29 protein-coding genes, 3 tRNA genes and 1 pseudogene are annotated in these 25,086 nt (G+C 61.1%); 13 read left to right on the forward strand and 20 right to left on the reverse strand.

Annotated features, from left to right (window positions below; all coding sequences use genetic code 11):
* Positions 1-353 precede the first annotated feature (353 nt).
* Entirely contained in the window at positions 354-1,250 is an 897-nt protein-coding gene (locus BM154_RS19225; RefSeq protein ID WP_074887957.1) for a formate/nitrite transporter family protein, read from the forward strand.
* Positions 1,251-1,434 (forward strand): annotated as a pseudogene (locus BM154_RS24455) (helix-turn-helix domain-containing protein); the annotation flags it as partial.
* Positions 1,435-1,478: 44 nt separating this feature from the next.
* Here BM154_RS24455 and BM154_RS19235 read toward each other — a convergent pair.
* From BM154_RS19235 to BM154_RS19260, 6 genes are all read right to left on the reverse strand, one after another.
* Positions 1,479-2,495, reverse strand: a complete 1,017-nt coding sequence (locus BM154_RS19235) for an ABC transporter substrate-binding protein (RefSeq protein ID WP_074888748.1) — start codon at positions 2,493-2,495, stop codon at positions 1,479-1,481.
* 182 nt (positions 2,496-2,677) lie between these two features.
* The gene (locus BM154_RS19240; RefSeq protein ID WP_074887960.1) at positions 2,678-3,544 is read right to left on the reverse strand and encodes an ABC transporter permease; all 867 of its coding nucleotides are present in this window, start codon (positions 3,542-3,544) and stop codon (positions 2,678-2,680) included.
* Positions 3,545-3,557: 13 nt separating this feature from the next.
* On the reverse strand, positions 3,558-4,421 hold the full coding sequence (locus tag BM154_RS19245) for an ABC transporter ATP-binding protein (protein ID WP_074887961.1): 864 nt from the start codon (positions 4,419-4,421) through the stop codon (positions 3,558-3,560).
* 4 nt (positions 4,422-4,425) lie between these two features.
* Positions 4,426-5,469, reverse strand: coding sequence for an ABC transporter substrate-binding protein (locus BM154_RS19250; protein WP_074887964.1), 1,044 nt, complete (start codon positions 5,467-5,469; stop codon positions 4,426-4,428).
* A 53-nt stretch (positions 5,470-5,522) separates the two neighbouring features.
* Positions 5,523-6,416, reverse strand: a complete 894-nt coding sequence (locus tag BM154_RS19255) for a TauD/TfdA dioxygenase family protein (RefSeq protein ID WP_074887967.1) — start codon at positions 6,414-6,416, stop codon at positions 5,523-5,525.
* Positions 6,417-6,878: 462 nt separating this feature from the next.
* Entirely contained in the window at positions 6,879-7,658 is a 780-nt protein-coding gene (locus BM154_RS19260; RefSeq protein WP_074887970.1) for a MetQ/NlpA family ABC transporter substrate-binding protein, read from the reverse strand.
* 217 nt (positions 7,659-7,875) lie between these two features.
* Between BM154_RS19260 and BM154_RS19265 the strand changes: the two genes are divergently transcribed.
* From BM154_RS19265 to tcyN, 4 genes are all read left to right on the forward strand, one after another.
* Positions 7,876-8,874 (forward strand): D-cysteine desulfhydrase, encoded by a 999-nt coding sequence (locus tag BM154_RS19265; protein WP_074888750.1) that lies wholly within the window; start codon positions 7,876-7,878, stop codon positions 8,872-8,874.
* 103 nt (positions 8,875-8,977) lie between these two features.
* The gene (gene tcyJ / locus BM154_RS19270; RefSeq protein ID WP_074887974.1) at positions 8,978-9,775 is read left to right on the forward strand and encodes a cystine ABC transporter substrate-binding protein; all 798 of its coding nucleotides are present in this window, start codon (positions 8,978-8,980) and stop codon (positions 9,773-9,775) included.
* Complete coding sequence (tcyL, locus tag BM154_RS19275; RefSeq protein WP_074887977.1) at positions 9,772-10,440, forward strand: cystine ABC transporter permease; 669 nt, start codon at positions 9,772-9,774, stop codon at positions 10,438-10,440. The genes tcyJ and tcyL overlap by 4 nt, the downstream gene beginning before the upstream one ends.
* Positions 10,441-10,451: 11 nt before the next feature.
* Complete coding sequence (tcyN, locus tag BM154_RS19280) at positions 10,452-11,213, forward strand: L-cystine ABC transporter ATP-binding protein TcyN (protein WP_074888752.1); 762 nt, start codon at positions 10,452-10,454, stop codon at positions 11,211-11,213.
* On the opposite strand, the gene BM154_RS19285 is transcribed toward tcyN, so the two are convergent.
* Genes BM154_RS19285 through gorA form a run of 3 tightly spaced genes read right to left on the reverse strand, consistent with a single transcriptional unit; the run spans position 11,214 to position 14,628 of the window.
* Positions 11,214-12,593 carry an FAD-binding oxidoreductase gene (locus BM154_RS19285; protein WP_074887980.1) on the reverse strand — a complete coding sequence of 460 codons (1,380 nt, stop codon included), beginning with the start codon at positions 12,591-12,593 and terminating at the stop codon, positions 11,214-11,216.
* 48 nt (positions 12,594-12,641) lie between these two features.
* A complete protein-coding gene (locus tag BM154_RS19290) occupies positions 12,642-13,265 on the reverse strand; it encodes a trimeric intracellular cation channel family protein (protein WP_074888755.1) in 624 nt (207 codons plus the stop codon).
* 7 nt (positions 13,266-13,272) lie between these two features.
* The gene (gorA, locus tag BM154_RS19295) at positions 13,273-14,628 is read right to left on the reverse strand and encodes a glutathione-disulfide reductase (protein WP_074887983.1); all 1,356 of its coding nucleotides are present in this window, start codon (positions 14,626-14,628) and stop codon (positions 13,273-13,275) included.
* A gap of 117 nt (positions 14,629-14,745) precedes the next feature.
* Here gorA and BM154_RS19300 point away from each other — a divergent pair, with 117 nt between their 5' ends.
* A complete protein-coding gene (locus BM154_RS19300; RefSeq protein WP_074887987.1) occupies positions 14,746-15,168 on the forward strand; it encodes a VOC family protein in 423 nt (140 codons plus the stop codon).
* A gap of 109 nt (positions 15,169-15,277) precedes the next feature.
* On the opposite strand, the gene galU is transcribed toward BM154_RS19300, so the two are convergent.
* The gene (galU, locus tag BM154_RS19305) at positions 15,278-16,114 is read right to left on the reverse strand and encodes a UTP--glucose-1-phosphate uridylyltransferase GalU (RefSeq protein ID WP_074887990.1); all 837 of its coding nucleotides are present in this window, start codon (positions 16,112-16,114) and stop codon (positions 15,278-15,280) included.
* 147 nt (positions 16,115-16,261) lie between these two features.
* On the opposite strand from galU, the gene BM154_RS19310 reads away from it, so the two are divergent.
* Both BM154_RS19310 and BM154_RS19315 read left to right on the forward strand, forming a co-directional pair.
* Positions 16,262-16,513, forward strand: a complete 252-nt coding sequence (locus tag BM154_RS19310) for a hypothetical protein (protein ID WP_074887993.1) — start codon at positions 16,262-16,264, stop codon at positions 16,511-16,513.
* A gap of 218 nt (positions 16,514-16,731) precedes the next feature.
* Entirely contained in the window at positions 16,732-17,520 is a 789-nt protein-coding gene (locus BM154_RS19315) for an outer membrane protein OmpK (protein WP_074887996.1), read from the forward strand.
* A gap of 109 nt (positions 17,521-17,629) precedes the next feature.
* On the opposite strand, the gene BM154_RS19320 is transcribed toward BM154_RS19315, so the two are convergent.
* From BM154_RS19320 to BM154_RS19340, 5 genes are all read right to left on the reverse strand, one after another.
* Positions 17,630-18,199, reverse strand: a complete 570-nt coding sequence (locus BM154_RS19320; protein ID WP_074887999.1) for a GNAT family N-acetyltransferase — start codon at positions 18,197-18,199, stop codon at positions 17,630-17,632.
* A gap of 86 nt (positions 18,200-18,285) precedes the next feature.
* Positions 18,286-18,372 (reverse strand) — tRNA-Leu (locus BM154_RS19325).
* A gap of 182 nt (positions 18,373-18,554) precedes the next feature.
* Positions 18,555-18,890 (reverse strand): ElaB/YgaM/YqjD family protein, encoded by a 336-nt coding sequence (locus BM154_RS19330; protein WP_074888003.1) that lies wholly within the window; start codon positions 18,888-18,890, stop codon positions 18,555-18,557.
* Positions 18,891-18,982: 92 nt separating this feature from the next.
* Positions 18,983-19,234, reverse strand: coding sequence for a hypothetical protein (locus tag BM154_RS19335; RefSeq protein ID WP_074888008.1), 252 nt, complete (start codon positions 19,232-19,234; stop codon positions 18,983-18,985).
* Between the two features lie 80 nt (positions 19,235-19,314).
* Complete coding sequence (locus tag BM154_RS19340) at positions 19,315-19,566, reverse strand: DUF1652 domain-containing protein (protein ID WP_074888011.1); 252 nt, start codon at positions 19,564-19,566, stop codon at positions 19,315-19,317.
* A gap of 205 nt (positions 19,567-19,771) precedes the next feature.
* Between BM154_RS19340 and BM154_RS19345 the strand changes: the two genes are divergently transcribed.
* The gene (locus tag BM154_RS19345; RefSeq protein ID WP_074888014.1) at positions 19,772-20,104 is read left to right on the forward strand and encodes a YgaP family membrane protein; all 333 of its coding nucleotides are present in this window, start codon (positions 19,772-19,774) and stop codon (positions 20,102-20,104) included.
* Positions 20,105-20,488: 384 nt separating this feature from the next.
* Entirely contained in the window at positions 20,489-20,779 is a 291-nt protein-coding gene (locus BM154_RS19350; RefSeq protein WP_074888017.1) for an Arc family DNA-binding protein, read from the forward strand.
* Positions 20,780-21,024: 245 nt separating this feature from the next.
* Here the strand turns inward: BM154_RS19350 and BM154_RS19355 are convergent.
* From BM154_RS19355 to gacA, 5 genes are all read right to left on the reverse strand, one after another.
* Positions 21,025-21,098 (reverse strand) — tRNA-Cys (locus BM154_RS19355).
* A gap of 38 nt (positions 21,099-21,136) precedes the next feature.
* Positions 21,137-21,212: transfer RNA gene (locus tag BM154_RS19360), tRNA-Gly, on the reverse strand.
* 66 nt (positions 21,213-21,278) lie between these two features.
* Positions 21,279-21,839 (reverse strand): CDP-diacylglycerol--glycerol-3-phosphate 3-phosphatidyltransferase, encoded by a 561-nt coding sequence (gene pgsA / locus BM154_RS19365; protein WP_074888020.1) that lies wholly within the window; start codon positions 21,837-21,839, stop codon positions 21,279-21,281.
* A gap of 33 nt (positions 21,840-21,872) precedes the next feature.
* Positions 21,873-23,711, reverse strand: a complete 1,839-nt coding sequence (uvrC, locus tag BM154_RS19370; protein WP_074888023.1) for an excinuclease ABC subunit UvrC — start codon at positions 23,709-23,711, stop codon at positions 21,873-21,875.
* Positions 23,698-24,342: a response regulator transcription factor GacA gene (gacA, locus tag BM154_RS19375; RefSeq protein ID WP_074888026.1), complete on the reverse strand. Its 645-nt coding sequence runs from the start codon at positions 24,340-24,342 to the stop codon at positions 23,698-23,700. The genes uvrC and gacA overlap by 14 nt, the downstream gene beginning before the upstream one ends.
* A gap of 87 nt (positions 24,343-24,429) precedes the next feature.
* Between gacA and BM154_RS24210 the strand changes: the two genes are divergently transcribed.
* Positions 24,430-24,600 (forward strand): hypothetical protein, encoded by a 171-nt coding sequence (locus BM154_RS24210; RefSeq protein ID WP_167364707.1) that lies wholly within the window; start codon positions 24,430-24,432, stop codon positions 24,598-24,600.
* A gap of 71 nt (positions 24,601-24,671) precedes the next feature.
* The gene (locus tag BM154_RS19380) at positions 24,672-24,878 is read left to right on the forward strand and encodes a hypothetical protein (RefSeq protein WP_074888029.1); all 207 of its coding nucleotides are present in this window, start codon (positions 24,672-24,674) and stop codon (positions 24,876-24,878) included.
* Positions 24,879-25,086: the final 208 nt, after the last annotated feature.

The following is a 25,086-nucleotide window of genomic DNA, read 5'->3' on the forward strand; positions in this document are numbered from 1 at the left end:
AAAGAACCCTTTTATCATAACCATATTCCACAACGCACTAGGGGGCTGTTGAGGTTACATGCACGGCTACGCCGTAGCCCATTTTGCGGCGAGGCAAGGACCGCCTTAATCACGGCAGAACGACGCCGGGCGCCGCAGGTCTGAATCCGCAGAGCCTGTTCAAAGTCTCGCGAGCTAGAGCAATGCAAGGCGAAAACAGGCGAGGACGCGGAGTTTACGAGCTGTAAATGAGCAGTCCGACTGGGCTGGCAATCCAGCCTGTTTTTAACGCCGCAGTGCCGACGCGCAGCAGACTTTGAACAGGTTCTCAGACAAACGGGCCTCCGCCGTTCCCCCCCATGAAGGTAACTGGTATGCAAGAACAAGCAGACGGCAAGACCCCCGGCCTGTCAGCCGAAGAAGAGCGCGAGATCGACGAGAAGCTGCCGCCGCGGGCGGCGGTGTTGCATGAAACCATCAGGATCCAGGGCGACCATGAGCTGGAACGCAGCATCGCAGCATTATGGTGGTCGGCGCTGGCCGCCGGGCTGACCATGGGCCTGTCGCTGATGGCCATGGGTTTGTTCCGCTCTCGGTTGGGCCCCAGCGATGAAAGTCATGTGATCGCCAGCCTCGGTTATTCGGCAGGCTTTCTGGCGGTGATCCTCGCCCGTCAGCAACTGTTTACGGAAAACACCCTGACCGCCGTGCTGCCGGTGATGACCAAGCTGACCCTGAACAATGTCGGGCGACTATTGCGTCTTTGGGGCGTGGTGCTATGCGGAAACCTGGCCGGCACCCTGCTGGTGGCTTGGGTGATGCTGCGCCTGCCGATTTTCGATACCCAGACCGACGTCGCGTTTCTGGAAATCGGCCGCAAGGTGATGGAAAACGACATGTCCAAGATGCTTGCCAAAGGCATCATCTCGGGCTGGATGATCGCCACCATGGTGTGGATGATCGCCTCGATGGAAAGCGCCAAGATCGCGATTATCGTGCTGATCACTTACCTGATGGCACTGGGTGACTTCACCCATATCGTGGTCGGCTCGGTAGAGGTGTCTTATTTGGTATATGCCGGTGAAGTGAGCTGGGGCGATTTCTGGCTGGTGTTTGCGGGGCCCACCCTGGCCGGCAATATCATCGGCGGCAGCTTTATCTTTGCCCTGCTCAGCCATGCCCAGATCCGCAGCGAGCGTGACGTGATTGCCAAGCGCGAGCGCGACAAGCACAAGTTGCTGGAGGAGTTGCGCCGCAATCGCAAGGACTGACTGTACAAGATCGCCAAAGGCCTCAGGGCCTCGGTGGCCGCCTTTCTCGAAGTCGAGCCTGCGAAGGCGTCACACTGATGCCGGCGCGCACCAGCAACGCCTGGTCAACGCCAGTGGCGCGTTCGTCAGCAGTGCGCTGTTCCCATTCGATATTACGCGTCAATCGAGTCGCTACGGTGCCAGAAGTCAAGCGCCCAGTAGCCAGGGCGCTATCCAGTTCAACGCTGGTCAGCTACCCGGATTGGCGTAGGCTTCTTCGAAGAAGTAATCCTTCCAGGACGCTGCCTTGTTCTTCAGCACGCCCAGCTCATGCAGCTTCTCGGCGTAGATGAAGGTGCGCTGTGGCGACACGGTGAAGTCGTTCTCCGGGTCCTCGATGATTTTCTTCACGAACTCCAGCGGCAACTTGGAGTTCTCCACGCGAATGTAGGTCTCGGCCGCAGCGGCCTTGTCGGCCTTGATGATCTGCGAGGCCTCGACCAGCGCATCGTAGAAGGCCTTGTAGGTCTTGGGGTTGGCATCGTGGAATTTCTCGGTGGCGTAGAGCACGTTGAAAGTGGCCTGGCCGCCGAGGATGTCGTAGCTGCTGATCAGCTTGTGCACCTTGGGATTTTCCAGCGCCTGGTACTGGAACGGCGGGCTGGAGAAATGCGCGGTGATTTCCGAGCCGCCCTTGGTCAGTGCCGCGGTGGCATCCGGGTGCGGCAGGCTGACGGAAATCTTGTCGAAACGCTGGAAGTCGGTATTGCCGTAAAGCTTGGCGGTCTCGATTTGCAAAGTACGCGACTGGAAGCCGACACCGGCGGCCGGCACCGCGATACGGTCCTTCTCGCCGAGATCATCGAGGGTCTTCACCTCTTCACGGTTGCTCAGCAGGTAGTTGGGCAGCGAACCCAACGAGGCGACCGCCTTGACGTTCTGCCGGCCGTGGGTGCGATCCCACACGGTAAGCATCGGCGGCACGCCGGCCGAAACCATGTCGATGGCACCGGCCAGCAGCGCTTCGTTCATCGCGGTGGCGCCGGAGATGGTCCGCCACTCGACGTCGATCTTGTCCAGGCCCTGAGCCTTGGCGTGCTTCTCGATCAGCTGCTGCTCCTTGACCACGTGCAGCACCAGGTAACCGATGCCGAATTGCTGGGCGATGCTGATCTTGCCTTCCGCGTGAACGGCCAGCGGAGTTGCCAGGGCGCCTAGCAAGCCCAGAGCGGTAGCCAGGCGGCCAAGTTTGTAAGTGTTGGTCATCATCTCTTCTCGTTATGTGCGCCCGGCAAAAATGTTGCCGAGCAGCATGCTGTTTTACGTAGCATGTAGGGTGGGCTTCGGCCCACCAACAGTGCTTCCAACTGGTGGGCTAAAGCGGATCGCCGCCCGGCCCACCCTACGACTCGTGTTGTACAGGTAGATCGGTGACGTGCCCCTGCGTATCAGCGCTGCATCCCCCAGCGCTTGACGGTGACGCGCTCCAGGGTGGCGAACACCAGGTTCTCCACCAGCAGGCCGATCAGGATCACCGCCACCAGCCCGGCGAAGACCTTGTCGGTGTACAGCTCGTTGCGGTTCTGGAAGATGTACCAACCCAGGCCGCCCTTGCCGCTGGAGGCGCCGAACACCAGTTCGGCGGCGATCAGCGTGCGCCAGGCGAAGGCCCAGCCAATCTTCAGCCCCGAGAGGATCGACGGCAGCGCCGCTGGAATCAGGATGAACAGCACGAAGCGCAGGCCTTTGAGGCCATAGTTGCGCCCGGCCATGCGCTGGGTCTCGGACACGCCGAGAAAGCCGGCGTAGGTGTTGAGCGCCAGGGCCCAGAGCACCGAGTGCACCAGCACGAAGATCAGACTGTTCTCGCCCAGGCCGAACCACAGCAGCGACAGCGGCAACAGTGCGATGGCCGGCAGCGGGTTGAACATCGAGGTCAGGGTCGACAGCAGGTCGCGGCCGAGCTGGGTCGAGACCGCCAGGCTGGTCAGCAGAAAGGCCAGGACGATGCCGATCAGGTAACCCTTGACCAGCACCGACAGCGAGATCGCCACCTTTTCCAGCAGCTCGCCGCTGCCGATGCCTTCGATGAAGGCCTTGGCCGTCTGCAGGAAGCTGGGCAGCAGCAGGTCGTTGGCCTGGTAGCGAGCCGCCGCCTCCCAGACCAGCGCCAGGGCCAGCAGAATCAGCGATTTGCGCAGCCAGCCCTGTTGCCACAGGCGCTGGCCGAGGGACAGCTCGCGCTCCAGCTTGAGGCCGGGCAACGGTTGCAGGGGGATTTCGTATTCCTCACGCCGTGCGGGGGAAAGATTCATGGTTGAACGCTCCTCAGTAGGCGATGCGGATATCGTGGAAACCCAGCTCGGCGCCTTGGCCGCTGTCGACCTCCTCGTCGAACAACAGGCGATGGATGCGTTGCGCGGTCTGCTGGAAGCCCACACCGCCGAGGCTGTGCAGGTCGAACTGATGGCTGTTGATCTCCGCCCGGACTCGGCCAGGGTGGGGCGACAGCAGCAGAATGCGGTTACCGACGATCAGCGCCTCTTCGATGGAATGGGTGACGAACAACAGGGTGAAGCGCACCTCCTCCCACAGCTGCAGCAACTCCTCCTGCATCTTGCGGCGGGTCAGTGCATCGAGGGCGGCGAAGGGTTCGTCCATCAGCAGGATCTTCGGCTGCATGGCCAGTGCCCGAGCGATGGCTACACGGGCCTTCATGCCGCCGGACAGGGTATGCGGATAGGCATCGGCGAAGCCGGCCAGGCCGACCTTCTCCAGATAATGCAGGGCGCGCTCCTCGGCATCTTCGCGGCCCAGGGTGCGCGAGGCCAGCAACGGGAACATCACGTTCTGCTTCACCGTCTTCCACGGTGGCAGTTGATCGAACTCCTGGAACACCACGATGCGATCCGGGCCCGGTTCGCGCACTTGGGCGCCGTCCAGGCGGATGCTGCCGGCGACCGGCTCGATAAAACCGGCGACCGCCTTGAGCAGCGTGGACTTGCCACAGCCGGAGGGGCCGAGCAGTACGAAACGATCGGCACGATCCACCTCGAAGCTGACTTCGTGGGTGGCGCGCACGACGCGCTGCGGGGTGCGGTACTCGAGGCTGACCTTCTGCACCTGCAGAACGGTGTCGAAGGCGGCTGGATTCAGCGTGCTGGCCGTGTGGCCTTGCAGAAGGGCATTCATGGTTTCAGCTTCCCTGACCGATGGCGGGGTCTTCGAAGAAGTAGTCCTGCCAACTGGCCGGCTTGTTTTTGATGGCGCCGACACGGTGCAGGAAGTCGGCCAGCGGATAGGTGTTGGTGGGGGTGACGGTGAACTGGAACTGCTCGTTGTCGATGATCTTCAGTAGCTCGTCGCGGCTGATCTTGGCGCCGGTGACGCGGAGGTAGGTGTCGGCTGCCGCGCCCTTGTCGTTCTGGGCGAAGTCCGCCGCTTCGGCCAATGCAGCGACGAAGGCCTTGTAGGTCTTGGGGTTGTCGGTGCGGAATTTTTCGGTGGCATACAGCACGGTCGGCGAGTTCGGGCCGAGCAGCTCGTAGGTGTCGAGCACCACGTGCACATCCGGGTTTTCCAGCGCCTGATTCTGGAACGGCGGATTGGAGAAGTGCCCGGTCAGCTCGGTGCCGCCAGCTTTCAGGGACGCCGTGGCGTCCGGATGCGGCAGCGCCACGGTGTACTTGTCGAGGCGGTTGAATTCTTTATCGCCCCACTGTTTGGCGGCGGCGTACTGCAGGAAGCGCGACTGCACCGACACACTCACCGCAGGAACGGCGATGCGATCCTTGGCGGTGAAGTCGGCGATGGTCTTGACCTTGGGGTTGTTGCTCAAAAGGTAGTACGGGAAGTTGCCCAGCGAGGCCACGCCCTTGACGTTCTGGCGACCCTGGGTGCGATCCCACACGGTCAGCAACGGGCCGATGCCGGCACCGGCGATATCGATGGCGCCGGACAGCAGCGCATCGTTGACCGCCGAGCCACCGGAGAGCTGCTGCCAGTCGACCTTGATATCCAGGCCTTCGGCCTTGCCGTGCTTTTCGATCAGTTGCTGGTCACGCACCACGTTGAGCAGCAGGTAAACGATGCCGAACTGCTCGGCGATGCGGATCTGCCCCTCGGCATGGGCGGCTTGCGGCGCCGCCAGGCTGCCTGCCAGCAGACTCAGGCTAAAGGTGATGCCGCTGGCCAAGCGGCCAAAACGTGGAATAAAGGGAAAGCGCTTACCTGCCGACATTGCGAGGCTCCAGTCAGTGATACGGGAATTGGGTTTGCCGGGTGGCTACCTGTTTAAAAAGGCACATCACCTTGAATGGTGGTGCGGTGCATGCGCCGGCGCAGGTGACTCGGGCAGCCGGTGGCAAGGTGGATCAGCGCGCGGTTGTCCCAGAACACCATGTCGCCGTCCTGCCACTGATGGCGGTAGATGAATTCCGGTCTGGCGCTGTGGGCATACAGCTCGGCGAGGATCTGCCGGCTTTCGTCCTCGGGAACGTCGAGAATGTGGGTGGTGAAGTTCTCGTTGACGAACAATCCCTTGCGCCCGGTTTCCGGGTGGGTACGCACCACCGGGTGCACCACGGCCTTGACCTCGGCAAGCTGCGCTGCGGTCAACGTCGGGCGACGGATGCCTTTGAATACTTCATCGGCGTAGCGGGCGGTGTAGGAATGCGCCGCGCGCTTGCCGTCGATGGCTTGGCGCAGTTCGCCCGGCAGTGTTTCGTAGGCCAGTTGCTGGCTGGCGAACAGCGTATCGCCGCCCTCTTCCGGCAGCTCCTGGGCATAAAGCATCGAGCCCAGGCTGGGGAACTCCTTGTAGGACAGATCCGAGTGCCAGAACTTGCCGGCATCGCCCAGGCCAACCGGCTGGCCGTTCTCGATGATATTGGAAATGATGAACACTTCCGGGTGGTTGGCCAGCAGGAACTGCTTGAGCACATGGATCTGCAGCACACCGAAGCGACGGCTGAAATCGATCTGTTGCTGCGGGGTGATGCGCTGGTCGCGAAACACCACGACGTTGTAGTCGAGGTGTGCCTGGTGCACACGGGCGAAATCGGCGTCGTTCAGCGGGCGGCTGAGGTCGAGGCCGGTGATCTCGGCGCCGACGGCAGCGGAAAAGGGACGGACTGCAAAATTCTGCGCTGGCGGGTGATAGGCAGAACTCAAGGGCACGGCAGGCATTTGCGCAACTCCACACGGTAAGGGCGCCAACGGGACGCGTCTTCAGAAGCAGGTGTCTGGCACCTGTATTCAGTCGTGCGGCGCGCCGGTTGGCCGGCGGGTACGCATGGGAATAACTATATCGATATAAAAAGTTAAATTTAAATACCTTTTTCGCATGTGCTTATGGCGATCTGCAGTTGCCGATACCAACAAAAAACGCCGACAGGGTTCAGCCCTGTCGGCGTTTGATATAGCAGGCGTGAACCTTAGGGCCCGGTCACGACTTCAGCGCTTTGGCTGCAAAGTAGCGAAAGCATCCGGTCGGCCACTGGCGATAATCTGTGGGAGCGGGCCATGCCCGCGAAAAAAATCACGGGCATGAACTGGCCGTCCCCGCCCGTTCCCACAGTGAAAGCAGCGATGTCCGCTTCTGCCTTGTAGCAGCCTCGATACGTCGCCTAAAAGATCTTGGAAAGATCCTTAGAACGCAGGCACTACCGCGCCGGAATATTTCTTCTCGATAAAGGTCTTCACTTCCGGGCTGGTCAGCGCGTCAGCCAGCTTCTTGATGGCGTCGCTGTCCTTGTTGTCCGGGCGCGCGACCAGGTAGTTCACGTATGGCGAATCCTTGTCTTCGAGCACCAGCGCATCCTTGTTCGGGTTGAGCTTGGCTTCCAGCGCGTAGTTGGTATTGATCAGCGCCAGGTCGACCTGATTCAGCACCCGGGGCAGCATGGCCGCCTCCAGTTCCTTGAACTTGAAGTTGTGCGGGTTGGTGGCCAGGTCCTTAGGCGTTGCCTGGGCATTGCTCGGGTCCTTGAGGGTCAGCAGGCCAGCATGCTGCAGCAGCAGCAAGGCGCGGCCACTGTTGCTGCCCTCGCTGGGGATGGCGATGGTAGCGCCGTCTGGCAGTTCCTTGAGGCTCTTGTACTTGCTGGAGTAGCCACCAAAAGGCTCGACGTGCACACCCTTGACGATCACCAGGTCGGTCTTGCGACTTTCATTGAAGCTGTCGAGATACGGCTTGGTCTGGAAGTAATTGGCATCGAGCTGCTTCTGCGCGACCTGCAGGTTGGGCTGCACATAATCGGTGAATACCTTGATCTCGAGGTCCACACCCTGCTCGGCCAGCTTCGGCTTGATCAGCTCGAGAATCTCGGCGTGAGGAACCGGGGTGGCCGCGATGGTGAGCTTTTCCGCAGCAAATGCCTGGGAGGTCAGAGCGGCGGCCAGTGCAGCCAACAGAAGCGTTTTTTTCATGTTTATTCTCGTAGAAGCCGCTGGATCGACAACGGCATGGGTGATTTGGCCGCATACGATAGGGCGGCACGCTGACAATACGGATCACAGTTATACGTTGAAAATACTTTTAATTCATTCCCATATTTCTTTTCAGAATAAGCGGAAGCTGGCGCACTTGTTGTGTTTCGGGCGGTCACTTCTACAGTGAAAGCACCTCTATTGCGGATTGATGAACATGATCAGCGAAGCCCTGAGCCGTTTCGAACGCCTGGAACTGGTTCCCCATGCCACCCCGCTGCAACACTTGCTGCGCCTGTCGCACCACCTGGGCCGTGAGATCTATGTCAAACGCGATGACCTGACCCTTTTCGCCCTCGGTGGCAACAAGGCGCGCAAGCTCGAATACCTCGGTTCCGACGCCCTGGCTCAGAATGCCGATACGCTGATTACCGCCGGTGCCATCCAGTCCAATCACGTACGCCAGACTGCAGCGCTTGCGGCCAAGCTGGGGCTGGCCTGCGTGGCCCTGCTGGAAAACCCCATCGACACCCAGGAGCAGAATTACCTGCACAACGGCAATCGCTTGTTGCTCGATCTGTTCGGTACGCGGGTGGAGGTGGTCGACAACCTGGAAGAACCGGACATGATGCTGATGGCCAAGGCCGAGCGCCTGCGGGCCACCGGCAAGAGCCCCTACGTGATCCCGATCGGCGGCTCCAACGCGCTGGGTACCCTGGGTTACGTCAAGGCCGGCCTGGAGTTCGCCGAGCAGGTCAGCGCCATGGGCCTCGACAGCGGCACCCTGGTACTGGCCTCGGGAAGCGGTGCAACCCACGCCGGCCTGGCCCTGGCATTGGCCCATGTGCTGCCCGCCTGGCGTGTGCTCGGCATCACGGTGTCGCGCCCTGCCGACCAGCAGCGTCCCAAGGTGCTGGGGTTGGTACAGCGCACGGCCGAATTGCTGGGCATCGGGGTGCCGGATGAGTTGACCGTCGAGCTGTGGGACGAGTACTACGGCCCTCGCTACGGCGAACCGAACCCCGGTACCCTGGACGCCATTCGGCTGCTGGCCAGCAGCCAGGGCTTGCTGCTCGATCCCGTGTATACCGGCAAGGCGTTCGCCGGCTTGCTCGATGGGGTTCATAAAGGCGCCTTCGAGGAAAGCAAACCAATCGTTTTCCTGCACACCGGTGGTGCGCCGGCACTGTTTGCGTACCAGTCCTTGACTCTATGAACGGCATATACAAATAATTTTTTATTATTTTCTCGAATACCCAGGCAACCTTAGAGTGCCGCGTCCCGAAGGCACCTAGCAAACCACCCACCGAGGCTCGCTCATGATAATCGCCACACTGCGTCGACATTTCCTTATTGGCAGCCTTGGCCTGGCGCTCTTCGCCGGCATCGGTGGCCAGGCCTACGCGGCCGATGACCTGCAGAAGATCAAGGATAGCGGCAGCATCAAGGTTGGCCTGGAAGGCACCTACCCGCCGTTCAACTTCCAGGATGAAAGCGGAAAGCTGGCTGGTTTCGAAGTGGACCTGGCCAATGCCCTGGCCAAGGAGCTGGGCGTGCAGGCCAGCTTTCAGCCAACCAAGTGGGATGGGATTCTCGCCTCCCTCGAATCGGGCCGCATCGATGTGGTGATCAACCAGGTGACCATCTCCGACGAGCGCAAGAAGAAGTACGACTTCTCCACGCCCTATACCGTTTCGGGCATCCAGGCGCTGACCCGCAAGAGTGAAGCGGACAGTGTGAAGAGCGCCGCGGACCTGGCCGGCAAGAAGGTCGGCGTCGGCCTGGGCACCAATTACGAGCAGTGGTTGAAGGAGAACGTGCCGCAAGCCGACATCCGCACCTATGACGATGATCCGACCAAGTTCCAGGACCTCAACGTCGGCCGTATCGACGTGGTACTGGTCGACCGCCTGGCCGCCTTCGAGATGGTCGCCAAGACCGGTGAGCGCATGGCCGTCGCCGGTGATGCCTTCTCCCGCCAGGAATCCGGGGTCGCGCTGCGCAAAGGCAACCCGCAGCTGCTCGCGGCCATCAACAAGGCCCTTGATAAGCTGCGCAGCGACGGCACCTTGAAACAGCTCTCCGAAAAATGGTTCAAGGCTGACGTTACGCAATGACGCCGGACACCCTCCAGCTGGTGCTGGACTCCCTGCCCTTTCTGCTCAAGGGTGCAATCTGGACGATCGTCCTGAGCCTCGGCGGCATGTTCTTCGGCATGCTGCTGGGCTTCGGACTCGCCCTGGTCAGGCTTTACGCCATTGCGCCGCTGGGCTGGCTGGCCCGGGTGTACATTTCGTTCTTCCGCGGCACGCCGCTGCTGGTGCAGTTGTTCATCATCTATTTCGGCCTGCCTGAGCTGGGACTGCAGCTCCAGCCCCTTACCGCGGCGCTGATCGGCTTTTCCCTGAACATGGCGGCCTATGTCGCCGAGATCATGCGCGCGGCCATCGCCTCCATCGACCGCGGCCAATGGGAAGCCGCGGCCAGCATCGGCATGAGCAAGAGCCAGACCATGCTGCGCGCCATCCTGCCGCAGGCGATGCGTACCGCCTTGCCGCCCCTGGGCAACAGCTTCATCTCGCTGGTCAAGGATACCGCCCTGGCTGCCACCATCCAGGTGCCGGAGCTTTTCCGCCAGGCCCAGTTGATCACTGCCCGCACCTACGAGGTGTTCGCCATGTACCTGGCGGCAACGGTGATCTACTGGATTCTCTCCAGCCTGTTGGCGCACCTGCAGAACCGTCTGGAAGCACGCGTCAATCGCCACGAGGCGGACAACTGATGGCCTCACCCATGATCACCGTTCGCAACCTGAGCAAATCCTTCAAGGGCCAGGGCGTACTCAAGGGTATCGACCTGGATATCGCCGCCGGTGAAGTCGTCGCCATCATCGGCCCCAGCGGCTCGGGCAAGACCACCCTGCTGCGCTGCCTGAACCTCCTGGAAACCCCTGACGGCGGCAGCATCCGCGTCGGCGAGATCGAGATCGATGCCGGCAAGCCGATCAGCCAGCAACAGGGGCTGATTCGCAAGCTGCGCCAGCAGGTCGGTTTCGTGTTCCAGAACTTCAACCTGTTCCCCCACCGCAGCGCCCTGGAAAACGTCATCGAAGGCCCGGTAGTGGTCAAGAAACAGCCGCGAGACAAGGCGATCGAGCTGGGTCGACAATTGCTGGCCAAGGTGGGCCTGGCTGGCAAGGAGGACGCCTACCCGAAGCGCCTGTCCGGTGGCCAGCAGCAGCGCGTTGCCATCGCAAGGGCGCTGGCCATGGAACCGGACGTGATCCTGTTCGACGAACCGACCTCGGCGCTGGATCCGGAACTGGTGGGTGAAGTGCTGGCGACCATCCGCGCCCTGGCCGAGGAAAACCGCACCCTGGTGATCGTCACCCACGAGATGAGTTTCGCCCGTGACGTGGCCAACCGGGCGATCTTCATCGACGGCGGCGTGATCGTCGAACAGGGCGACGCGCGAGAGCTGTTCAGCACGCCCAAGCAGGCACGCACCCAGCAATTTCTCAGCAAGTTTCTTGGCGACGTATCGGCGCGTCACTGATCAGGGTTGGTAGTAGAGATCCCACAGCCGGTTGCGAAACCGGTTGCTGGGATCCACCTGGCGTTTGAGCGCGAAATACTCCGCAGCCCGCGGGTAACCCTGCACAAACTGCTCGCGGCTGGCGTGAATCTGATACGGCAGGTAATGCCGACCGCCACAGCGCAATGCAGCGGCAATCAGGTCACGCGTCCAGGCCGCCGCCCGCTCCCGCTCCAGCTTTGATGAGCCCTGGCGATAATACAGCACCAGGGCGAAGACTTCCTCCGGCGCCCAGCTCAGCAATGTGTGCGGATCGGCCTGGGCATGGCGAATGGAAACGTTGATCAACGTGGCCCGGTGCTGATGAGTCAGCCGCGCCAGCTCACCAACGAACCGTTCCAGCTGCGCCGGCGGCACGAAGTACTCTTGCAACACGTAACTGAAATCCGCCCCGGATATCGGCTCCAGCTCGCTGACGTCGAGGCTGGCCTCATGGTTGCGCCACTGCACCTTGGGGCTGCGAAACAGCAGCGGGTCGAGCGCCGCTTCGCGCAGCTTGATGCCCGATGGCGAGCCGCTCAGACGAATCCCCACGCGCTGCAGATGGCTGCCCTGCTTCAAAGGGCTCAACCGGTCAGGCTCGGTAAGCGCCGCCTCGGTGCGCCGATAAGAAACCGCGCGAACCGTGGAAAAATCATCGGGGTAGAGAATGCCGTTGTGCATCAGCAGATCGGCCTGGGAAGCCACCTCGCGGTAGAACCAGGGCCGGTAGTCCCGTAGCGCCATGACCTGGCTTTCCCTGGCGATACGGGTGTTTTCCGCCAACCCCAGCGTCGCTTCGACAATCACCCCGAGGCCACCGTAGCCACCGATCATCCCGTAGAACAGCGCGGCATTGTCGGTCGGGCTGGCGTTCACCACGCGGCCATCGGCGAGCACCACGCGGATGGCCTTTACCGACCCCACGATAGGCCCCTCGCCCACATAGCGGCCATGCACGTTGACCGATAACGAGCCGCCCACCGTGAAGTTGGCATAGGACTGCATGATCTGCGGCGACAGGTCGTAGGGGTCGATGTACTCGAGTATCGCGCGCCAGGTGATTCCGCTCTGCACACTAATCTCGCGGCGCTCCGGGGAGAACTCGAGCACCTTATCGAGGCTGCGCATGTCCAGCTGCAGTGCGCCGTCTGCAGCGGTCTGCCCGCCCATGCTGTAACGCCCGCCGCCGATGCTGATCGGTCCCGGGTGGCTGCGCAGTGCCTCGACGACTTCCTGCTCGGTGCGCGGCACGATGACCCTCTCGGCCATGACCGGATTGAGACCGGTCACGTCATTGACCACCTCACTGGCACTAACGCCCAGACTGAGTACACACAGACACACAAGCAAACGTCGCATTTACCTTCCTTGGCAATACAGATGAGTTAGCGCCAGGGCCAGACGGCCCTAGTCGCGGTCGAGCAGGTGAAAACGAGGTAGCGAAAACCGCCAACGAATGGCCGCCAGGCGAATGCCCAGCACCACCAGCATGGCCACCCCGGTATCCAGCCAGTGCGGGGTTTGCAGCATGCGCAACAGCACGAAGGTCACCGCACCGGCCAGGCAGGCAGTGGCGTAGATCTCCTTCTTGAAGATCAGCGGAATCTCGTTGCAGATCACATCGCGCATCACGCCGCCGGCAACCCCGGTCATGATGCCCATGATCACCGCCGTACTGGATGGCATGGCGTGTTGCAGGGCGACCTCGGTGCCGATCACGGTGAACACCGCCAGCCCGAAGGCGTCGGCGATCAACAGGCCCTTTTCATGGATCGGCCGAGTCATGCGTACCCAGGCCACAGTGCCCAGCGCCGCCAGGGTGGCGACCAGGATATAGCTATCGTTGCGGATCCAGCTGACGGGGTGGTTACCCAGAATCACGTCACGCAGGGTGCCACCGCCCAGGGCGGTGATAATGGCGATCACCAGCACGCCGAACAGGTCCATGGACTTGCGTCCGGCCATCAGCGCGCCGGTGATGGCGAACACCGCCACCCCGAACAGATCCGCGAAGTAGAACAACTGGGTCATCGACAAGTCAGTTCACCGGCGTACGCAGGGTAACGAACTCCTCGGCGGCGCTGGGGTGAACGCCGATGGTCTCATCGAACACCTGCTTGGTCGCTCCCGCCTTGAGCGCAATGGCCAGGCCCTGAACGATCTCGCCGGCATCGGGGCCGACCATGTGGCAGCCCAGCACGCGGTCGGTGTCGGCATCGACCACCAGCTTCATCAGCGTACGTTCGTCGCTTTCGGTCAAGGTCAGCTTCATCGGCCGGAAGCGGCTCTCGTAGATCTTCACCTGATGCCCGGCCTCCCGCGCCTGCTCTTCGCTGAGGCCCACGGTGCCGATATTCGGCAGGCTGAACACGGCGGTGGGGATCATCCGGTAATCGACCTTGCGGTATTCGTCCGGTTTGAACAGCCGGCGCGCCACGGCCATGCCTTCGGCCAGCGCCACGGGCGTCAATTGCACACGGCCGATCACGTCGCCGATGGCCAGGATCGATGGCGCCTTGGTCTGGTATTCGTCGTCGACCTCGATATAGCCCTTGTCGTCCAGGGTCACCCCGGTGTTTTCCAACCCCAGGTTGTCGAGCATCGGCCGCCGCCCGGTGGCGTAGAAGATGCAATCGGCCTCCAGTGTGCGGCCATCCTTGAGGGTGGCCTGCAGGCTGCCGTCGGCCTGTTTGTCGATGCGCGCGATATCGGTATTGAACTGCACGTCCAGGCCACGCTTGCCCAGTTCTTCGTGCAGGTGCGTACGCAACGAGTTGTCGAAACCTCGCAGGAACAGCTCGCCGCGATACAGCAGCGAGGTCTGGGCGCCCAGGCCATTGAAGATCGAGGCGAACTCGACGGCAATGTAACCACCGCCGACCACCAGCACGCGCCTGGGCAGTTCGTCGAGGAAAAATGCCTGGTTGGAGTTGATCGCGTGCTCGTGACCCGGGATATCCGGGATATGCGGCCAGCCGCCAGTGGCGATCAGAATGCGCTCGGCACTGTAGGTCTTGCCGTCGACCTCCACGCGGTGCTCATCGAGCAGGCGCGCATGGCCCTCGAGCAGGGTCACCCCGCTGCCCACCAGCAATTTGCGGTAAATACCGTTGAGGCGCTCGATCTCGCGGTTCTTGTTGGCGATCAGCGTCGGCCAGCTGAAGCTGGCCTGCCCCGGCGTCCAGCCAAAGCCTTCGGCATGCTCGAACTCGTCGGCGAACTGGGCGCCGTAGACCAGCAGTTTCTTCGGCACGCACCCGACGTTGACGCAGGTGCCGCCCAGATAGCGGCTTTCCGCCACGGCCACACGGGCACCATAGCCCGCCGAAAAGCGCGCCGCGCGCACGCCACCGGAGCCGGCACCGATTACAAACAAATCGAAATCGTAGGTCATAACAGCCTCCTGAACAGACGCAGAGCATACCGCAAACCCAGTGCCCTGCCCGCCTGGCACATGGATCAAACTGTCATCGACTAGCCGGGTCTAGAGCCTTAACAGAGGAGCCCCGCCATGCGCCCGATTCTTACCCATCTCGCTCTGCACGTACCCGATCTGCAGGCCTGCATCGACTTCTACCAGGACTTCTGCGGTATGCAGGTCATTCACCGGCGCCCCGGCAAAGGCTCGCAGATCGTGTGGATGGCCGAGCCAGGCCGCGAAAGCGACTTCATCTTCGTCATCATGCCAGGCGGCGAGCCGCGGCAACTGGCGGCGGGCGACTACAGCCACTTCGGTTTCGCGCTGCAGAGTCGTGCCGAGGTGGATGCCGTGGTCGACAAGGCCCGCGCCGCCGGGTGCCTGCTGTGGGCACAGCGCGACGAACCCTATCCGGTGGGCTACTACTGCGGGGTACGCGATCCCGCTGGCCACCAGATCGAGTTCAGCTACGGCCAGCCGCTGGGCCCAGGCGCCACACCGATCAACGCCAACTGAGCTTACCCGGCACATTGGCCTGGTCGTGCAGACCAGCCCGTGCCAGCGAACATGGAGACTGGGTACAAAAAAACCGCCCGGAGGCGGTTTTTGTAAAAGCTGAAGGCTGTTAGCCCCTGCCGGTCTTGTAGAGGTTCTCGAAACAGAAGTTGGTCGCTTCGATATAGCCCTCGGCACCACCGCAGTCGAAACGCTGCCCCTTGAATTTGTAGGCCAGCACGCAGCCGTCCTGGGCCTGTTTCATCAGGGCGTCGGTAATCTGGATCTCGCCACCCTTGCCTGGCTCGGTATTCTCGATCAGCTCGAAGATATCCGGGGTCAGAATGTAGCGACCGATGATCGCCAGGTTCGACGGTGCATCTTCGGCCTTGGGCTTCTCGACCATGCTGTTCACGCGGAAGATGTCGTCGCGGATCATCTCGCCGGCGATCACGCCGTATTTGTGGATCTCGTCCATCGGCACTTCCTGTACCGCGACGATCGAGCAGCGGAACTGGTTGTACAGCTTGACCATCTGGGTCAGCACGCTGTCGCCTTCGAGGTTGAGGCACAGGTCGTCGGCCAGCACCACGGCGAACGGCTCGTCGCCGATCAGCGGGCGACCGCTGAGAATCGCGTGGCCCAGGCCCTTCATTTCTACCTGACGGGTGTAGGAGAAGGTGCAGTTGTCGATCAGGCGACGGATACCGACCAGGTACTTTTCCTTGTCGGTGTTGCGGATCTGCTCTTCGAGCTCGTAACTGATGTCGAAGTGGTCTTCCAGAGAACGCTTGCCGCGGCCGGTCACCATGGCGATTTCGGTAAGGCCGGCAGACAGCGCTTCCTCCACACCATACTGAATCAACGGCTTGTTCACGATTGGCAGCATTTCCTTGGGCATGGCCTTGGTTGCCGGGAGAAAACGAGTGCCGTAGCCAGCGGCGGGAAACAAGCATTTCTTGATCATGGAAGTCCCTGAATGAGAGAGGGTTATCGACGCCGCAGCAGTCTAGCAGGACGCACACGGCTTACAACGGCACTGCTGTAAACACCTCAAACGTTTATGCCGGTGAGCAGTCACAACAGGTGAAACCCACCGCAACGCGAGGTTCGCATGTCCATCGACAATGACCTGAAGAAAGAAGTTCTCACTCGCCTCCTCCACGCTCACCCTGGCGGCCTGGGCAAGGAGGTGCTGGACAATTTCCGTGGCGAGCATGCCGTCGCCGAAGTGCTCGGCGAGCTGCAGAAAAACGGCCTGATTCAGGATGGCAGCCTGGCGGAAACGGCCGGTGTCGTCTCGCTCAACTACCCCATCAAACTCAGCGCTTCCGGTGTGGAAACCGCCAAACAACTCGACGCCTGAGCACAGCCCGGCAAGGCTGCGCCGCTCTTTCACCACGCGTGAGCGGCGCAGCTGCCCAGGCACCTACAGCTCCATCACGTTCAGACCCGCAAATACTGTAAACTCCCGCGCCGCGCGAGGCCGGGCATACCTGCCGCGCGAGCCAGTGAGCCGCTCCGGCTCCTGGATGTGCGCCGAGCGCCCTTATGGCGCCCCCCTATTTGCCGGAACACCTCTGAATGAAACACACCGCAACTTCCCTGCTGCTGACGGGCAGCCTGCTGGCCCCTGTCCAGGCCATGGCCGATCTGCTGCTATGGCAGGACAACAGCCTGACGTATCTCAACGGCATCGACTTCAAGATCGATCCACCTCGCCAGCAGACGCTGACCTTCGAACATGCCAGCGGCTGGAGCTTCGGTGACCTGTTCCTGTTCGTCGACGGCATCAAGTACAACACCGAAGCCAGCAACGGCGCCGGTGACGGCCATACCTTCTACGGTGAGATCAGCCCGCGGCTATCGTTCGGCAAGCTCAGCGGCGGCGATCTGTCATTCGGCCCGGTCAAGGATGTGCTGCTTTCCGCCACCTACGAATTCGGCGAGGACGATGTCGACGCCTACCTGCTGGGCCCGGCCGTGGACCTGGCAATTCCCGGCTTCGACTACTTCCAGCTCAATACTTACTTGCGCCGTCCGGATGGCAAGCGTGACGGCCGTAACGTCTGGCAGATCACCCCGGCGTGGAGCTACACGATTCCCGTCGGCCGCTCCAATCTGGTGATCGATGGCTTTATCGACTGGGTGGTGGACAACGACGACAGCTACCACGCCAACCTGCATATCAACCCGCAGATCAAGTACGACCTGGCCAAGGCCCTGGGCTGGGGCGAGAAATTCTACGTGGGCGTCGAATACGACTACTGGAAAAACAAGTACGGCATCGACAACGACAGCCAACTGGGGGACGAGGTGCTGGGCGGTACCAACCAGAGCGCCATCAGCCTGCTGGTCAAGGCGCACTTCTAACGGCGTCGAATCATGCAGGCGGTGGCGGGCATCGCGACCGCCTGCGCCGCGAGGGCTGCTGAGATGGCAAATGCAAGTCGCGCGTTGCGGCGAGAGCCCTCAACAGCCCTTAGCCGGCGAGCAATGCCCGGGCGGCGTGGTCACTAGCCAGCAGACTGTATTGGTGCAGACTGAGATAACGGCCGTTCTTGCACTCCACGTCACGCAGCGTGCCTTCATGGGTAAACCCCAGCTTTTCGACTAATCGGCAGCTGGCGATATTCTCGGGTTCGATATCGACGTGGATACGATGTACGTTCAACGCCTCAAAGGCATAGCGCATGATCCGCGGCAACCCCCTTTGCAGCAGGCCGCGCTGCCAGTACTCGGGCAATAACCAGTACCCCATTTCCACACTGTGGTGTTCGTGGTTCCAGTCGTTGAAGCCACAGGCCCCGATTAGCACATCATCAGCGCCGGCAACCGCCCACCAGATGCCCATTCGAGCACTGAGCAATTGCTCGTACCACTGCATCTGCGCGCCAGTGGCCGCAAGGCTGGCGTAGGAGACTCCGTAATGGGCGATCACCTGCGGGTGAGACAGTCCGGCATACACCTGCTCGATGTCATCGCCGCGAATGCACCGCAGGGTGCAGTCGCTAAGGCTGAATACGGGGAATGCCTCGTCGGCGCTGCGCATGATTGCTATGAAGCCTCAGGCTGGGACCACCGGGGAGAACAATGAGCGGAAAACGCGCGGGCTGCGCATAGGCCGACGCTCAGAATTGGTGCCCCGAGCCGGAATCGAACCGGCAAGGCCTTGCGGCCGGCAGATTTTAAGTCTGCTGTGTCTACCAATTTCACCATCGGGGCGGCGAAATATGCGAGGGCAGGACTATATACAGCCCCAGGCCACCCCGCAAGTTCCAAGCGTGCAATAAGAAACCTCGTAAATCATTGATCTACGAGGTTATCTCGCTGAGCTCGCGAGCAACGCAGCGACAGCGGGCGCATCATGATGAGCTGCACTATAGAGTGCGGGCGCGGCGCAGCGATTACTTGCTGCTACGGCCTACCAGCAGACCGATCAGCAGACCGAAACCGGAAGCGACGGCAACCGAAGTCCAGGGATTGCTCTCGATGCGGTCCTGGGCGTTGCCGATGGTTTCACGACCAAGCTCGACAGCTTCACGGCCCTTCTCGGTGATGGTGCCCTTGGCTTCGTTCAATAGGGCAATAACCTTCTCACGTGCCTCATGGGCCTTGTCGCCAGAGAAAGACTCGGCATCCCCCAGCGCTTTGCTGGCTTGGTCGAGCAGCTTTTTCAGTTCCTTGGCGCTTTCCTGTTGAAACTGATCCAGGCCGCTTTCAAGCGAAGTTTTACGTGCCATTGGCGAATGCTCCTTAACAGTGGTTGACGGTACTTGGAGGTATCGCCAACCAGCAGAGTTCAGGCTTTTTGCCGCTTGCAACCGTCATCGGCTCAGGCATCGAGGGGGATGATGCCGGTGTGCGCGACATACTCTCCCGCCATTCCCCGCACGCGTGCGCGCAAGTCGAAGGGCATGTCCGGCCTGAAGGTGACCGCGTGGCCGATCAGCTGGCCATTTTCGTCGACGCGCTCGCGCTCTTCCTGCATCCAGGTTTGCAGTTCGTCCGCGGTCAGCCCGAGTTCCTCGGCCAGTAATGCATTGAAACGTTCGAGGTCATAGCCGTCGAATTTGCCACCGTCCATACCAGGGCCCTCCTCAGTCAGTGTTGCTAACTGAGGCCACGCGCGCGGCCAGACAGTTCCCTTTCTGTGCCGCGCCCTGCTCAGGCGTGTCGTTTGACGGTGCCAGAATTGAGCATGTGCAGATCCTGGCGCAACTGCATCACCAGCTGGGAGATCTGCCGCGAGGTCGACAGGTCGGCCCGGGAAATACCCGAGACATTCAAATAGACCTGTGCCGTGACCGGATCCCTGATCTGTATCGTCACCGACTCGCTGCCATCGATGGAACAACTACACACCAATGGTAAGAACGCACACTCGACAATATGACGCTGCTCGAGAACGGACATCATCCCAGAAACTCCTTCCTCACGTTGATGACCACTGCAGTCTAGCCGCTGCGTATCTTCTGGCATGCGGCATTTTGCCTCCGTCCATCGGCTGCCTAACCAGCTGACCGCGACCGCTGGTAAGTCACCCTGAACCTCATGGCGCTCTGCCCTCTCCCTTACTTGCAATGCCCATGTCGGGTATGGCCACACGCTGATGAGGTGAGACATGCATAACCAGAATGTCGAAGGTACCGAACGGGTACTTTCATTGGCCGTTGGAATGATGGGAATGGTCAGCGGTATCAGACAAGGAGGCGTGGGCGGTCTGCTCAAGATTGCCGCGTCGGCGATGATTGCCAAGCGCGGGTTGACCGGGCACTGCCAGCTCAAGACCCTGCTGGAAGGACAGCGCCCTGGCGCGGACAACGCACCCGCACAGCACCCACAGCAAGCCAGGGAGCCTCGTGCTAAGACTGCCAGCGTCGTACCGCATCAGGAATCTCGCATCGATAATGCCCTGGAGGAGACATTTCCGGCCAGCGACCCTATATCGCCTTGAAGCGTCAACGCTACCGGCCAGCAAACTCAGCCTCCCGGCTGACCGGCTGGACGGCATCAATGCTTGAGCATGGCGTGCAATGGCAGCAAATGGGAGCAGGTGGTGAAAGCGAGCGAGTGCAGCGGCCGTCCGCCCTTCATTCTGATAATGATGCCTGCATCACGCTCTCGACCTGTTGGATGGCCCCAGTTGACAGGCGATATCACCATGCCACATCAGCAGGAGTATAATAGGTGCCTTGCGTGCGACCAGAGCGGCTAGCTGTTTGATCAGGGCAGCCCGATAAGTTAGACGCCTTTTTTCGATACCAATCGTCCGGCCAACTGAACTATCGCCCCAGCTACCATCAAATAGCTAGTATTACTCGATATGGAGGAACCAATCGTGAGCAAGCCCGTATTCAATGCCCGTACCGCGGACAAGTTTGTCGTTCGTTTGCCTGATGGAATGCGCAAGCGCATCGAAGATCTGGCCAATGACAATTACACCAGCATGAACACCGAGATCATCCGCGCCATCGAAGCTCACCTGGAGGGTCAGGCCAGGCAGACGCTGCTGATCGATGCCTTGGAAGCGAAGTTGAAAAGCGAACTGCAGGCTGCAAGCAAGCCTGGCAAAAAGACCCAGGAAGCCAACATCGATTACCTCGACGGCCTCAAAACCGGTACACGCTAGCCTACATGCGGCATTGGGCACCCCAGCACCATCAAAAGCCCCGACCCTCTCGGGGCTTTTTATTTCAATGCGGCGTACGGCTGGGCTAGCGCACCCAGGCGCTCGAAGTGAACCTCGCTTTGGCGCCATCGCAGTGCCCTATCGCTGAGTGAGTTTCCAGATCCATCCCTAAAACGACTCGAAACGAGGCACTAGCTTGCGAGCACAAAAAAGCCCCGTAGCCAATGGCTACGGGGCTTTGCGTTTGGAGGCTGAGGTCGGAATCGAACCGGCGTTCACGGATTTGCAATCCGGTGCATAACCACTCTGCTACTCAGCCTTAAACTGAACGGGCCGTACATGACGGCCCGTTGAAACTGGAGCGGGAAACGAGACTCGAACTCGCGACCCCGACCTTGGCAAGGTCGTGCTCTACCAACTGAGCTATTCCCGCTTGTCTTGTCGACGGGCGCCATTCTATATCTTCCCGTCGCCCAGTCAAGCCTTTGATTCAAAAAAGTTATTTCTTTTCCGCGGTCACACTCAGATGCGGCCAGGCAGCGAGCAGGTATTGCGCCATCGACCACAGGGTGAGTGCTGCCGCAACGATCAGCAGCACATAGCCCAGCAGCACCCAAAAGCCGAACAATGGCGGGTTGCCGAGCAGGATCACCAGGGCGACCATCTGCGCCGCCGTTTTCCATTTGCCCAAGTTGGATACTGCCACATGCGCCCTGGCGCCCAGTTCGGCCATCCACTCACGCAGGGCCGACACGACGATCTCGCGGCCGATGATGATGGTAGCCGGCAGCGTCAGCCACAGGTTGGCATGCTCGGCCACCAGCAGCACCAGCGCGGTGGCGACCATCAGCTTGTCGGCAACCGGATCCAGAAAGGCGCCGAAGGGGGTGCTCTGCTCCCAGCGCCTAGCCAGGTAGCCATCCAGCCAATCGGTTATGGCAGCAAAGGCGAATACCGCGCTGGCAGCCCAATAGCTCCACGAAAATGGCATGTAGAACAACAGGATGAAGATCGGGATCAGCAGAACGCGGAGCACCGTTAGGAGGTTGGGGATATTCATCGGCTCGACTGGACGGTTAGGTGAGGCGGCATTCTACTCGCTGTGCAGTGCGGCATAAATCAAACCGGCGAGCTTTTTACTGATACCGGGTGCTTTGGCGATTTCTTCCGTACTGGCGCGGGACAACTCCTGCAGACCGCCAAAGTGGTTGAGCAGTTCACGGCGCCGCTTCGGTCCCACGCCCGCCACCTCCTCGAGGCTCGAGGTGCGGCGCGCCTTGCCACGGCGGGCACGGTGGCCGGTGATGGCGAAGCGGTGCGATTCGTCGCGAATCTGCTGAATCAGGTGCAAGGCGGGTGAGTTGCCTGGCAGGGTGAATTCATGGGCGGCGTCGTTCAGGTACAGGGTTTCCAGGCCGGGCTTGCGCGTCGTGCCCTTGGCTACTCCAAGCAGGATCAGCGGTGGCACTTCCAGTTCGGTCAACACCTCGCGCGCCATTGCCAACTGGCCCTTGCCGCCGTCCACCAGGAGGATGTCCGGCAGCTTGCCTTCGTTCTGCTTGATCTTGCTGAAGCGCCGGGTCAGCGCCTGGTGCATGGCCGCATAATCATCGCCGGCGGTCACGCCTTCGATGTTGTAACGCCGGTAATCGGACTTGGTCGGGCCTTCGGGCCCGAATACCACGCAGGAGGCCACTGTCGCCTCGCCGCTGGAATGACTGATATCGAAGCATTCCAGGCGCTGCGGCACCTCATCCATGCCCAGCGCTTCGGCCAGCGCGTCGAAACGCCCTGCCATGTGCTCGCGATTGGCCAGCCGGGCGCCGAGCGCCTGCTCGGCATTGGTTACCGCCAGTGCCTGCCAGCGCGCCCGGGTACCGCGAACCCGATAGCTGATGCCCAGCTCGCGGCCACGCAGCTCCTGCACGGCGGCGATGAATACGGGATAGTCTTCATGGGGCGCATTGACGATCAGCTCGCTGGGCAGGTCGCGCTCATGGCTACCCAGGTAGTACTGGCCGAGAAAAGCGACGAGAACGTCCTGGGCTTCTTCCTCGATCGCCACCTGCGGGAAGAAATTCTTGCTGCCCAGCACGCGGCCGCCGCGCACGCTGATCAGGTGCACACAGGCGCCGCCCGGGTTGACCAGGGCGGCGACGATGTCGACGTCTCCGGTGCCGCCTTCCATACTCTGCTGATCCTGCACCCGGCGCAGCAAGGCCATCTGGTCACGCAGCTCGGCGGCTTTCTCGAAATCCAGGGCCGCGGAGGCCTGCTGCATGTTTGCCGAGAGCTCGGCATTCAGGGCATTGCTGCGCCCTTCCAGAAACATCACCGAATGGCGCACGTCCTCGGCGTACTCGGCCGGCTCTACCAGCCCGACGCAAGGCGCCTTGCAGCGCTTGATCTGGTACTGCAGGCAGGGGCGCGTGCGGTTGCGGTAGTAACTGTCCTCGCACTGACGAACCAGAAAGGTTTTCTGCAGCAACGCCAGGCTTTCACGGATCGCCCCGGCACTGGGATAGGGCCCGAAGTAACGCCCCTTGCGATTCTTCGCACCGCGATGGATATCCAGGCGCGGGTAATCGCCATCGGACAGGAAGACGTAAGGGTAGGATTTGTCATCGCGCAGCAGGATGTTATAGGGGGGGCGCCATTCCTTGATCAGCGTCTGCTCGAGCAGCAGCGCTTCCGTCTCGTTGCCGGTAATGGTGGTTTCCACCTGGGCGATCTTGCCGACCAGCGCCGAGGTCTTGGTAGCCAACCCGGTCTTGCGGAAATAACTGGCGAGACGCTTCTTGAGGTTCTTGGCCTTGCCGACATACAGCAGGTTGCCGCTGGCGTCGAACATCCGGTAGACACCGGGACGGCCACTACAGGTAGCCAGGAATGCGCTGGCATCGAACACGGGATTCACGTCAGCTGGTTGCATCGACCATGCCGTGACGGACCGCGAGCAGCGCCAGTTCCACGTCACTGGTGATCGACAGCTTTTCAAAAATTCGGTAGCGGTAGGTATTCACCGTCTTGGGGGACAGGCACAACTTGTCGGAGATGCTCTGCACCTTCTGGCAACCGGCGATCATCAAGGCAATCTGGATCTCGCGCTCGGAGAGCAGGTCGAACGGCGAGTTGCTGCTCTGCGGCTGGAACGACTTCAGGGCCAGCTGCTGGGCAATCTGCGGGCTGATGAAGCGCTGCCCCGCAAAGACCATGCGTATGGCCTGCACCATTTCCTCGAGGCCTGCTCCCTTGGTCAGGTAGCCGGCAGCCCCGGCCTGCAACAGGCGCGTGGGGAACGGATCCTCTTCGCACACGGTAACCGCCACCACCTTGAGGTCGGGATGGCTGCGCACCAGCTTGCGAGTCGCCTCGAGCCCGCCGATGCCGGGCATCTTCACATCCATCAGCACGACATCGGGCTTGAGCTCACGCACCTTCTTCAGCGCCTCTTCACCCGAACTCGCCTGGCCAACGACCTGCAAGCCGTCAATATCGACCAGCATGCGCGAAATACCCGTACGAACGAGGTCGTGATCATCAACCACCAATACCTTAATCAAACGAACACCTCGTACCTGCGCGAGCGCCGCAAGGCGACTACTTGAGAGAACCGCACCATATCAAAAAACCTGACAGGTGAGTTAGCAATGAGCGTCAATTTGCAAGCGCCAGACAACTTTCATTGCCGAATCGCCGCGTTTGTCGCCGTGCCGCTCGCCGCGGATCCGCTAGGAGCGTCGCGCCAGGAACGGTGGGACTATGCAGCCATCCATCACGCGACAGCCGCGAAAGACTGCTGGGTAAGCAATGGCGAATAATTTAGGCGGAACGTGCAGCCCTGGGCACTGCTCTGACATTACAGACGTGAACCATACCCGAGGGATTTTCAATGGACATGCTCATCAAGCAGCTCAAGACAGTGACTGCCGGCCGTTATCACATCGTCACGGAAACTTCCGCCGAAGGCCTGCAGGTCGATTGCCTGGATCTGCAATGCAACCTAGTGGCAACGCGCCGCCTAACCGCAGCCCAGTTGCAGAACAAGATTCTGATGACTGCCGTCTATGCAGATCTCAAGGGTACGCTGGGCTACTGATCGGCGCGTTCACCGCCCCTGCTGATCAGCCTGCCCGTCCCTCAAGCGCGGTCACGGCCTTGCCAAACCGCGCTGATAAATCGTCGCGCCATCCCCTGCCCCGCTGCACAAGCCTGCTCTCACCGGTTACAGCGCACCAGGCGACCAGACCGCCGACTCGGTAAGCCGAGACGCTAATCCGCCATGTCCGAAAACCATGGATTTGCGC

Origin of the sequence: Phytopseudomonas argentinensis (assembly GCF_900113905.1) — a bacterium.
In the GTDB taxonomy this organism is placed as follows: domain Bacteria; phylum Pseudomonadota; class Gammaproteobacteria; order Pseudomonadales; family Pseudomonadaceae; genus Aquipseudomonas; species Aquipseudomonas argentinensis.

Excerpts from the sequence above, each read along its gene's own strand:
- BM154_RS19225 (WP_074887957.1), top strand. The coding sequence starts at position 354 with ATGCAAGAACAAGCAGACGGCAAGACCCCCGGCCTGTCAGCCGAAGAA.
- BM154_RS19235 (WP_074888748.1), bottom strand. The coding sequence starts at position 2,495 with ATGACCAACACTTACAAACTTGGCCGCCTGGCTACCGCTCTGGGCTTG.
- BM154_RS19240 (WP_074887960.1), bottom strand. The coding sequence starts at position 3,544 with ATGAATCTTTCCCCCGCACGGCGTGAGGAATACGAAATCCCCCTGCAA.
- BM154_RS19245 (WP_074887961.1), bottom strand. The coding sequence starts at position 4,421 with ATGAATGCCCTTCTGCAAGGCCACACGGCCAGCACGCTGAATCCAGCC.
- BM154_RS19250 (WP_074887964.1), bottom strand. The coding sequence starts at position 5,469 with ATGTCGGCAGGTAAGCGCTTTCCCTTTATTCCACGTTTTGGCCGCTTG.
- BM154_RS19255 (WP_074887967.1), bottom strand. The coding sequence starts at position 6,416 with ATGCCTGCCGTGCCCTTGAGTTCTGCCTATCACCCGCCAGCGCAGAAT.
- BM154_RS19260 (WP_074887970.1), bottom strand. The coding sequence starts at position 7,658 with ATGAAAAAAACGCTTCTGTTGGCTGCACTGGCCGCCGCTCTGACCTCC.
- BM154_RS19265 (WP_074888750.1), top strand. The coding sequence starts at position 7,876 with ATGATCAGCGAAGCCCTGAGCCGTTTCGAACGCCTGGAACTGGTTCCC.
- tcyJ (WP_074887974.1), top strand. The coding sequence starts at position 8,978 with ATGATAATCGCCACACTGCGTCGACATTTCCTTATTGGCAGCCTTGGC.
- tcyL (WP_074887977.1), top strand. The coding sequence starts at position 9,772 with ATGACGCCGGACACCCTCCAGCTGGTGCTGGACTCCCTGCCCTTTCTG.
- tcyN (WP_074888752.1), top strand. The coding sequence starts at position 10,452 with ATGATCACCGTTCGCAACCTGAGCAAATCCTTCAAGGGCCAGGGCGTA.
- BM154_RS19285 (WP_074887980.1), bottom strand. The coding sequence starts at position 12,593 with ATGCGACGTTTGCTTGTGTGTCTGTGTGTACTCAGTCTGGGCGTTAGT.
- BM154_RS19290 (WP_074888755.1), bottom strand. The coding sequence starts at position 13,265 with ATGACCCAGTTGTTCTACTTCGCGGATCTGTTCGGGGTGGCGGTGTTC.
- gorA (WP_074887983.1), bottom strand. The coding sequence starts at position 14,628 with ATGACCTACGATTTCGATTTGTTTGTAATCGGTGCCGGCTCCGGTGGC.
- BM154_RS19300 (WP_074887987.1), top strand. The coding sequence starts at position 14,746 with ATGCGCCCGATTCTTACCCATCTCGCTCTGCACGTACCCGATCTGCAG.
- galU (WP_074887990.1), bottom strand. The coding sequence starts at position 16,114 with ATGATCAAGAAATGCTTGTTTCCCGCCGCTGGCTACGGCACTCGTTTT.
- BM154_RS19310 (WP_074887993.1), top strand. The coding sequence starts at position 16,262 with ATGTCCATCGACAATGACCTGAAGAAAGAAGTTCTCACTCGCCTCCTC.
- BM154_RS19315 (WP_074887996.1), top strand. The coding sequence starts at position 16,732 with ATGAAACACACCGCAACTTCCCTGCTGCTGACGGGCAGCCTGCTGGCC.
- BM154_RS19320 (WP_074887999.1), bottom strand. The coding sequence starts at position 18,199 with ATGCGCAGCGCCGACGAGGCATTCCCCGTATTCAGCCTTAGCGACTGC.
- BM154_RS19330 (WP_074888003.1), bottom strand. The coding sequence starts at position 18,890 with ATGGCACGTAAAACTTCGCTTGAAAGCGGCCTGGATCAGTTTCAACAG.
- BM154_RS19335 (WP_074888008.1), bottom strand. The coding sequence starts at position 19,234 with ATGGACGGTGGCAAATTCGACGGCTATGACCTCGAACGTTTCAATGCA.
- BM154_RS19340 (WP_074888011.1), bottom strand. The coding sequence starts at position 19,566 with ATGATGTCCGTTCTCGAGCAGCGTCATATTGTCGAGTGTGCGTTCTTA.
- BM154_RS19345 (WP_074888014.1), top strand. The coding sequence starts at position 19,772 with ATGCATAACCAGAATGTCGAAGGTACCGAACGGGTACTTTCATTGGCC.
- pgsA (WP_074888020.1), bottom strand. The coding sequence starts at position 21,839 with ATGAATATCCCCAACCTCCTAACGGTGCTCCGCGTTCTGCTGATCCCG.
- uvrC (WP_074888023.1), bottom strand. The coding sequence starts at position 23,711 with ATGCAACCAGCTGACGTGAATCCCGTGTTCGATGCCAGCGCATTCCTG.
- BM154_RS24210 (WP_167364707.1), top strand. The coding sequence starts at position 24,430 with ATGAGCGTCAATTTGCAAGCGCCAGACAACTTTCATTGCCGAATCGCC.
- BM154_RS19380 (WP_074888029.1), top strand. The coding sequence starts at position 24,672 with ATGGACATGCTCATCAAGCAGCTCAAGACAGTGACTGCCGGCCGTTAT.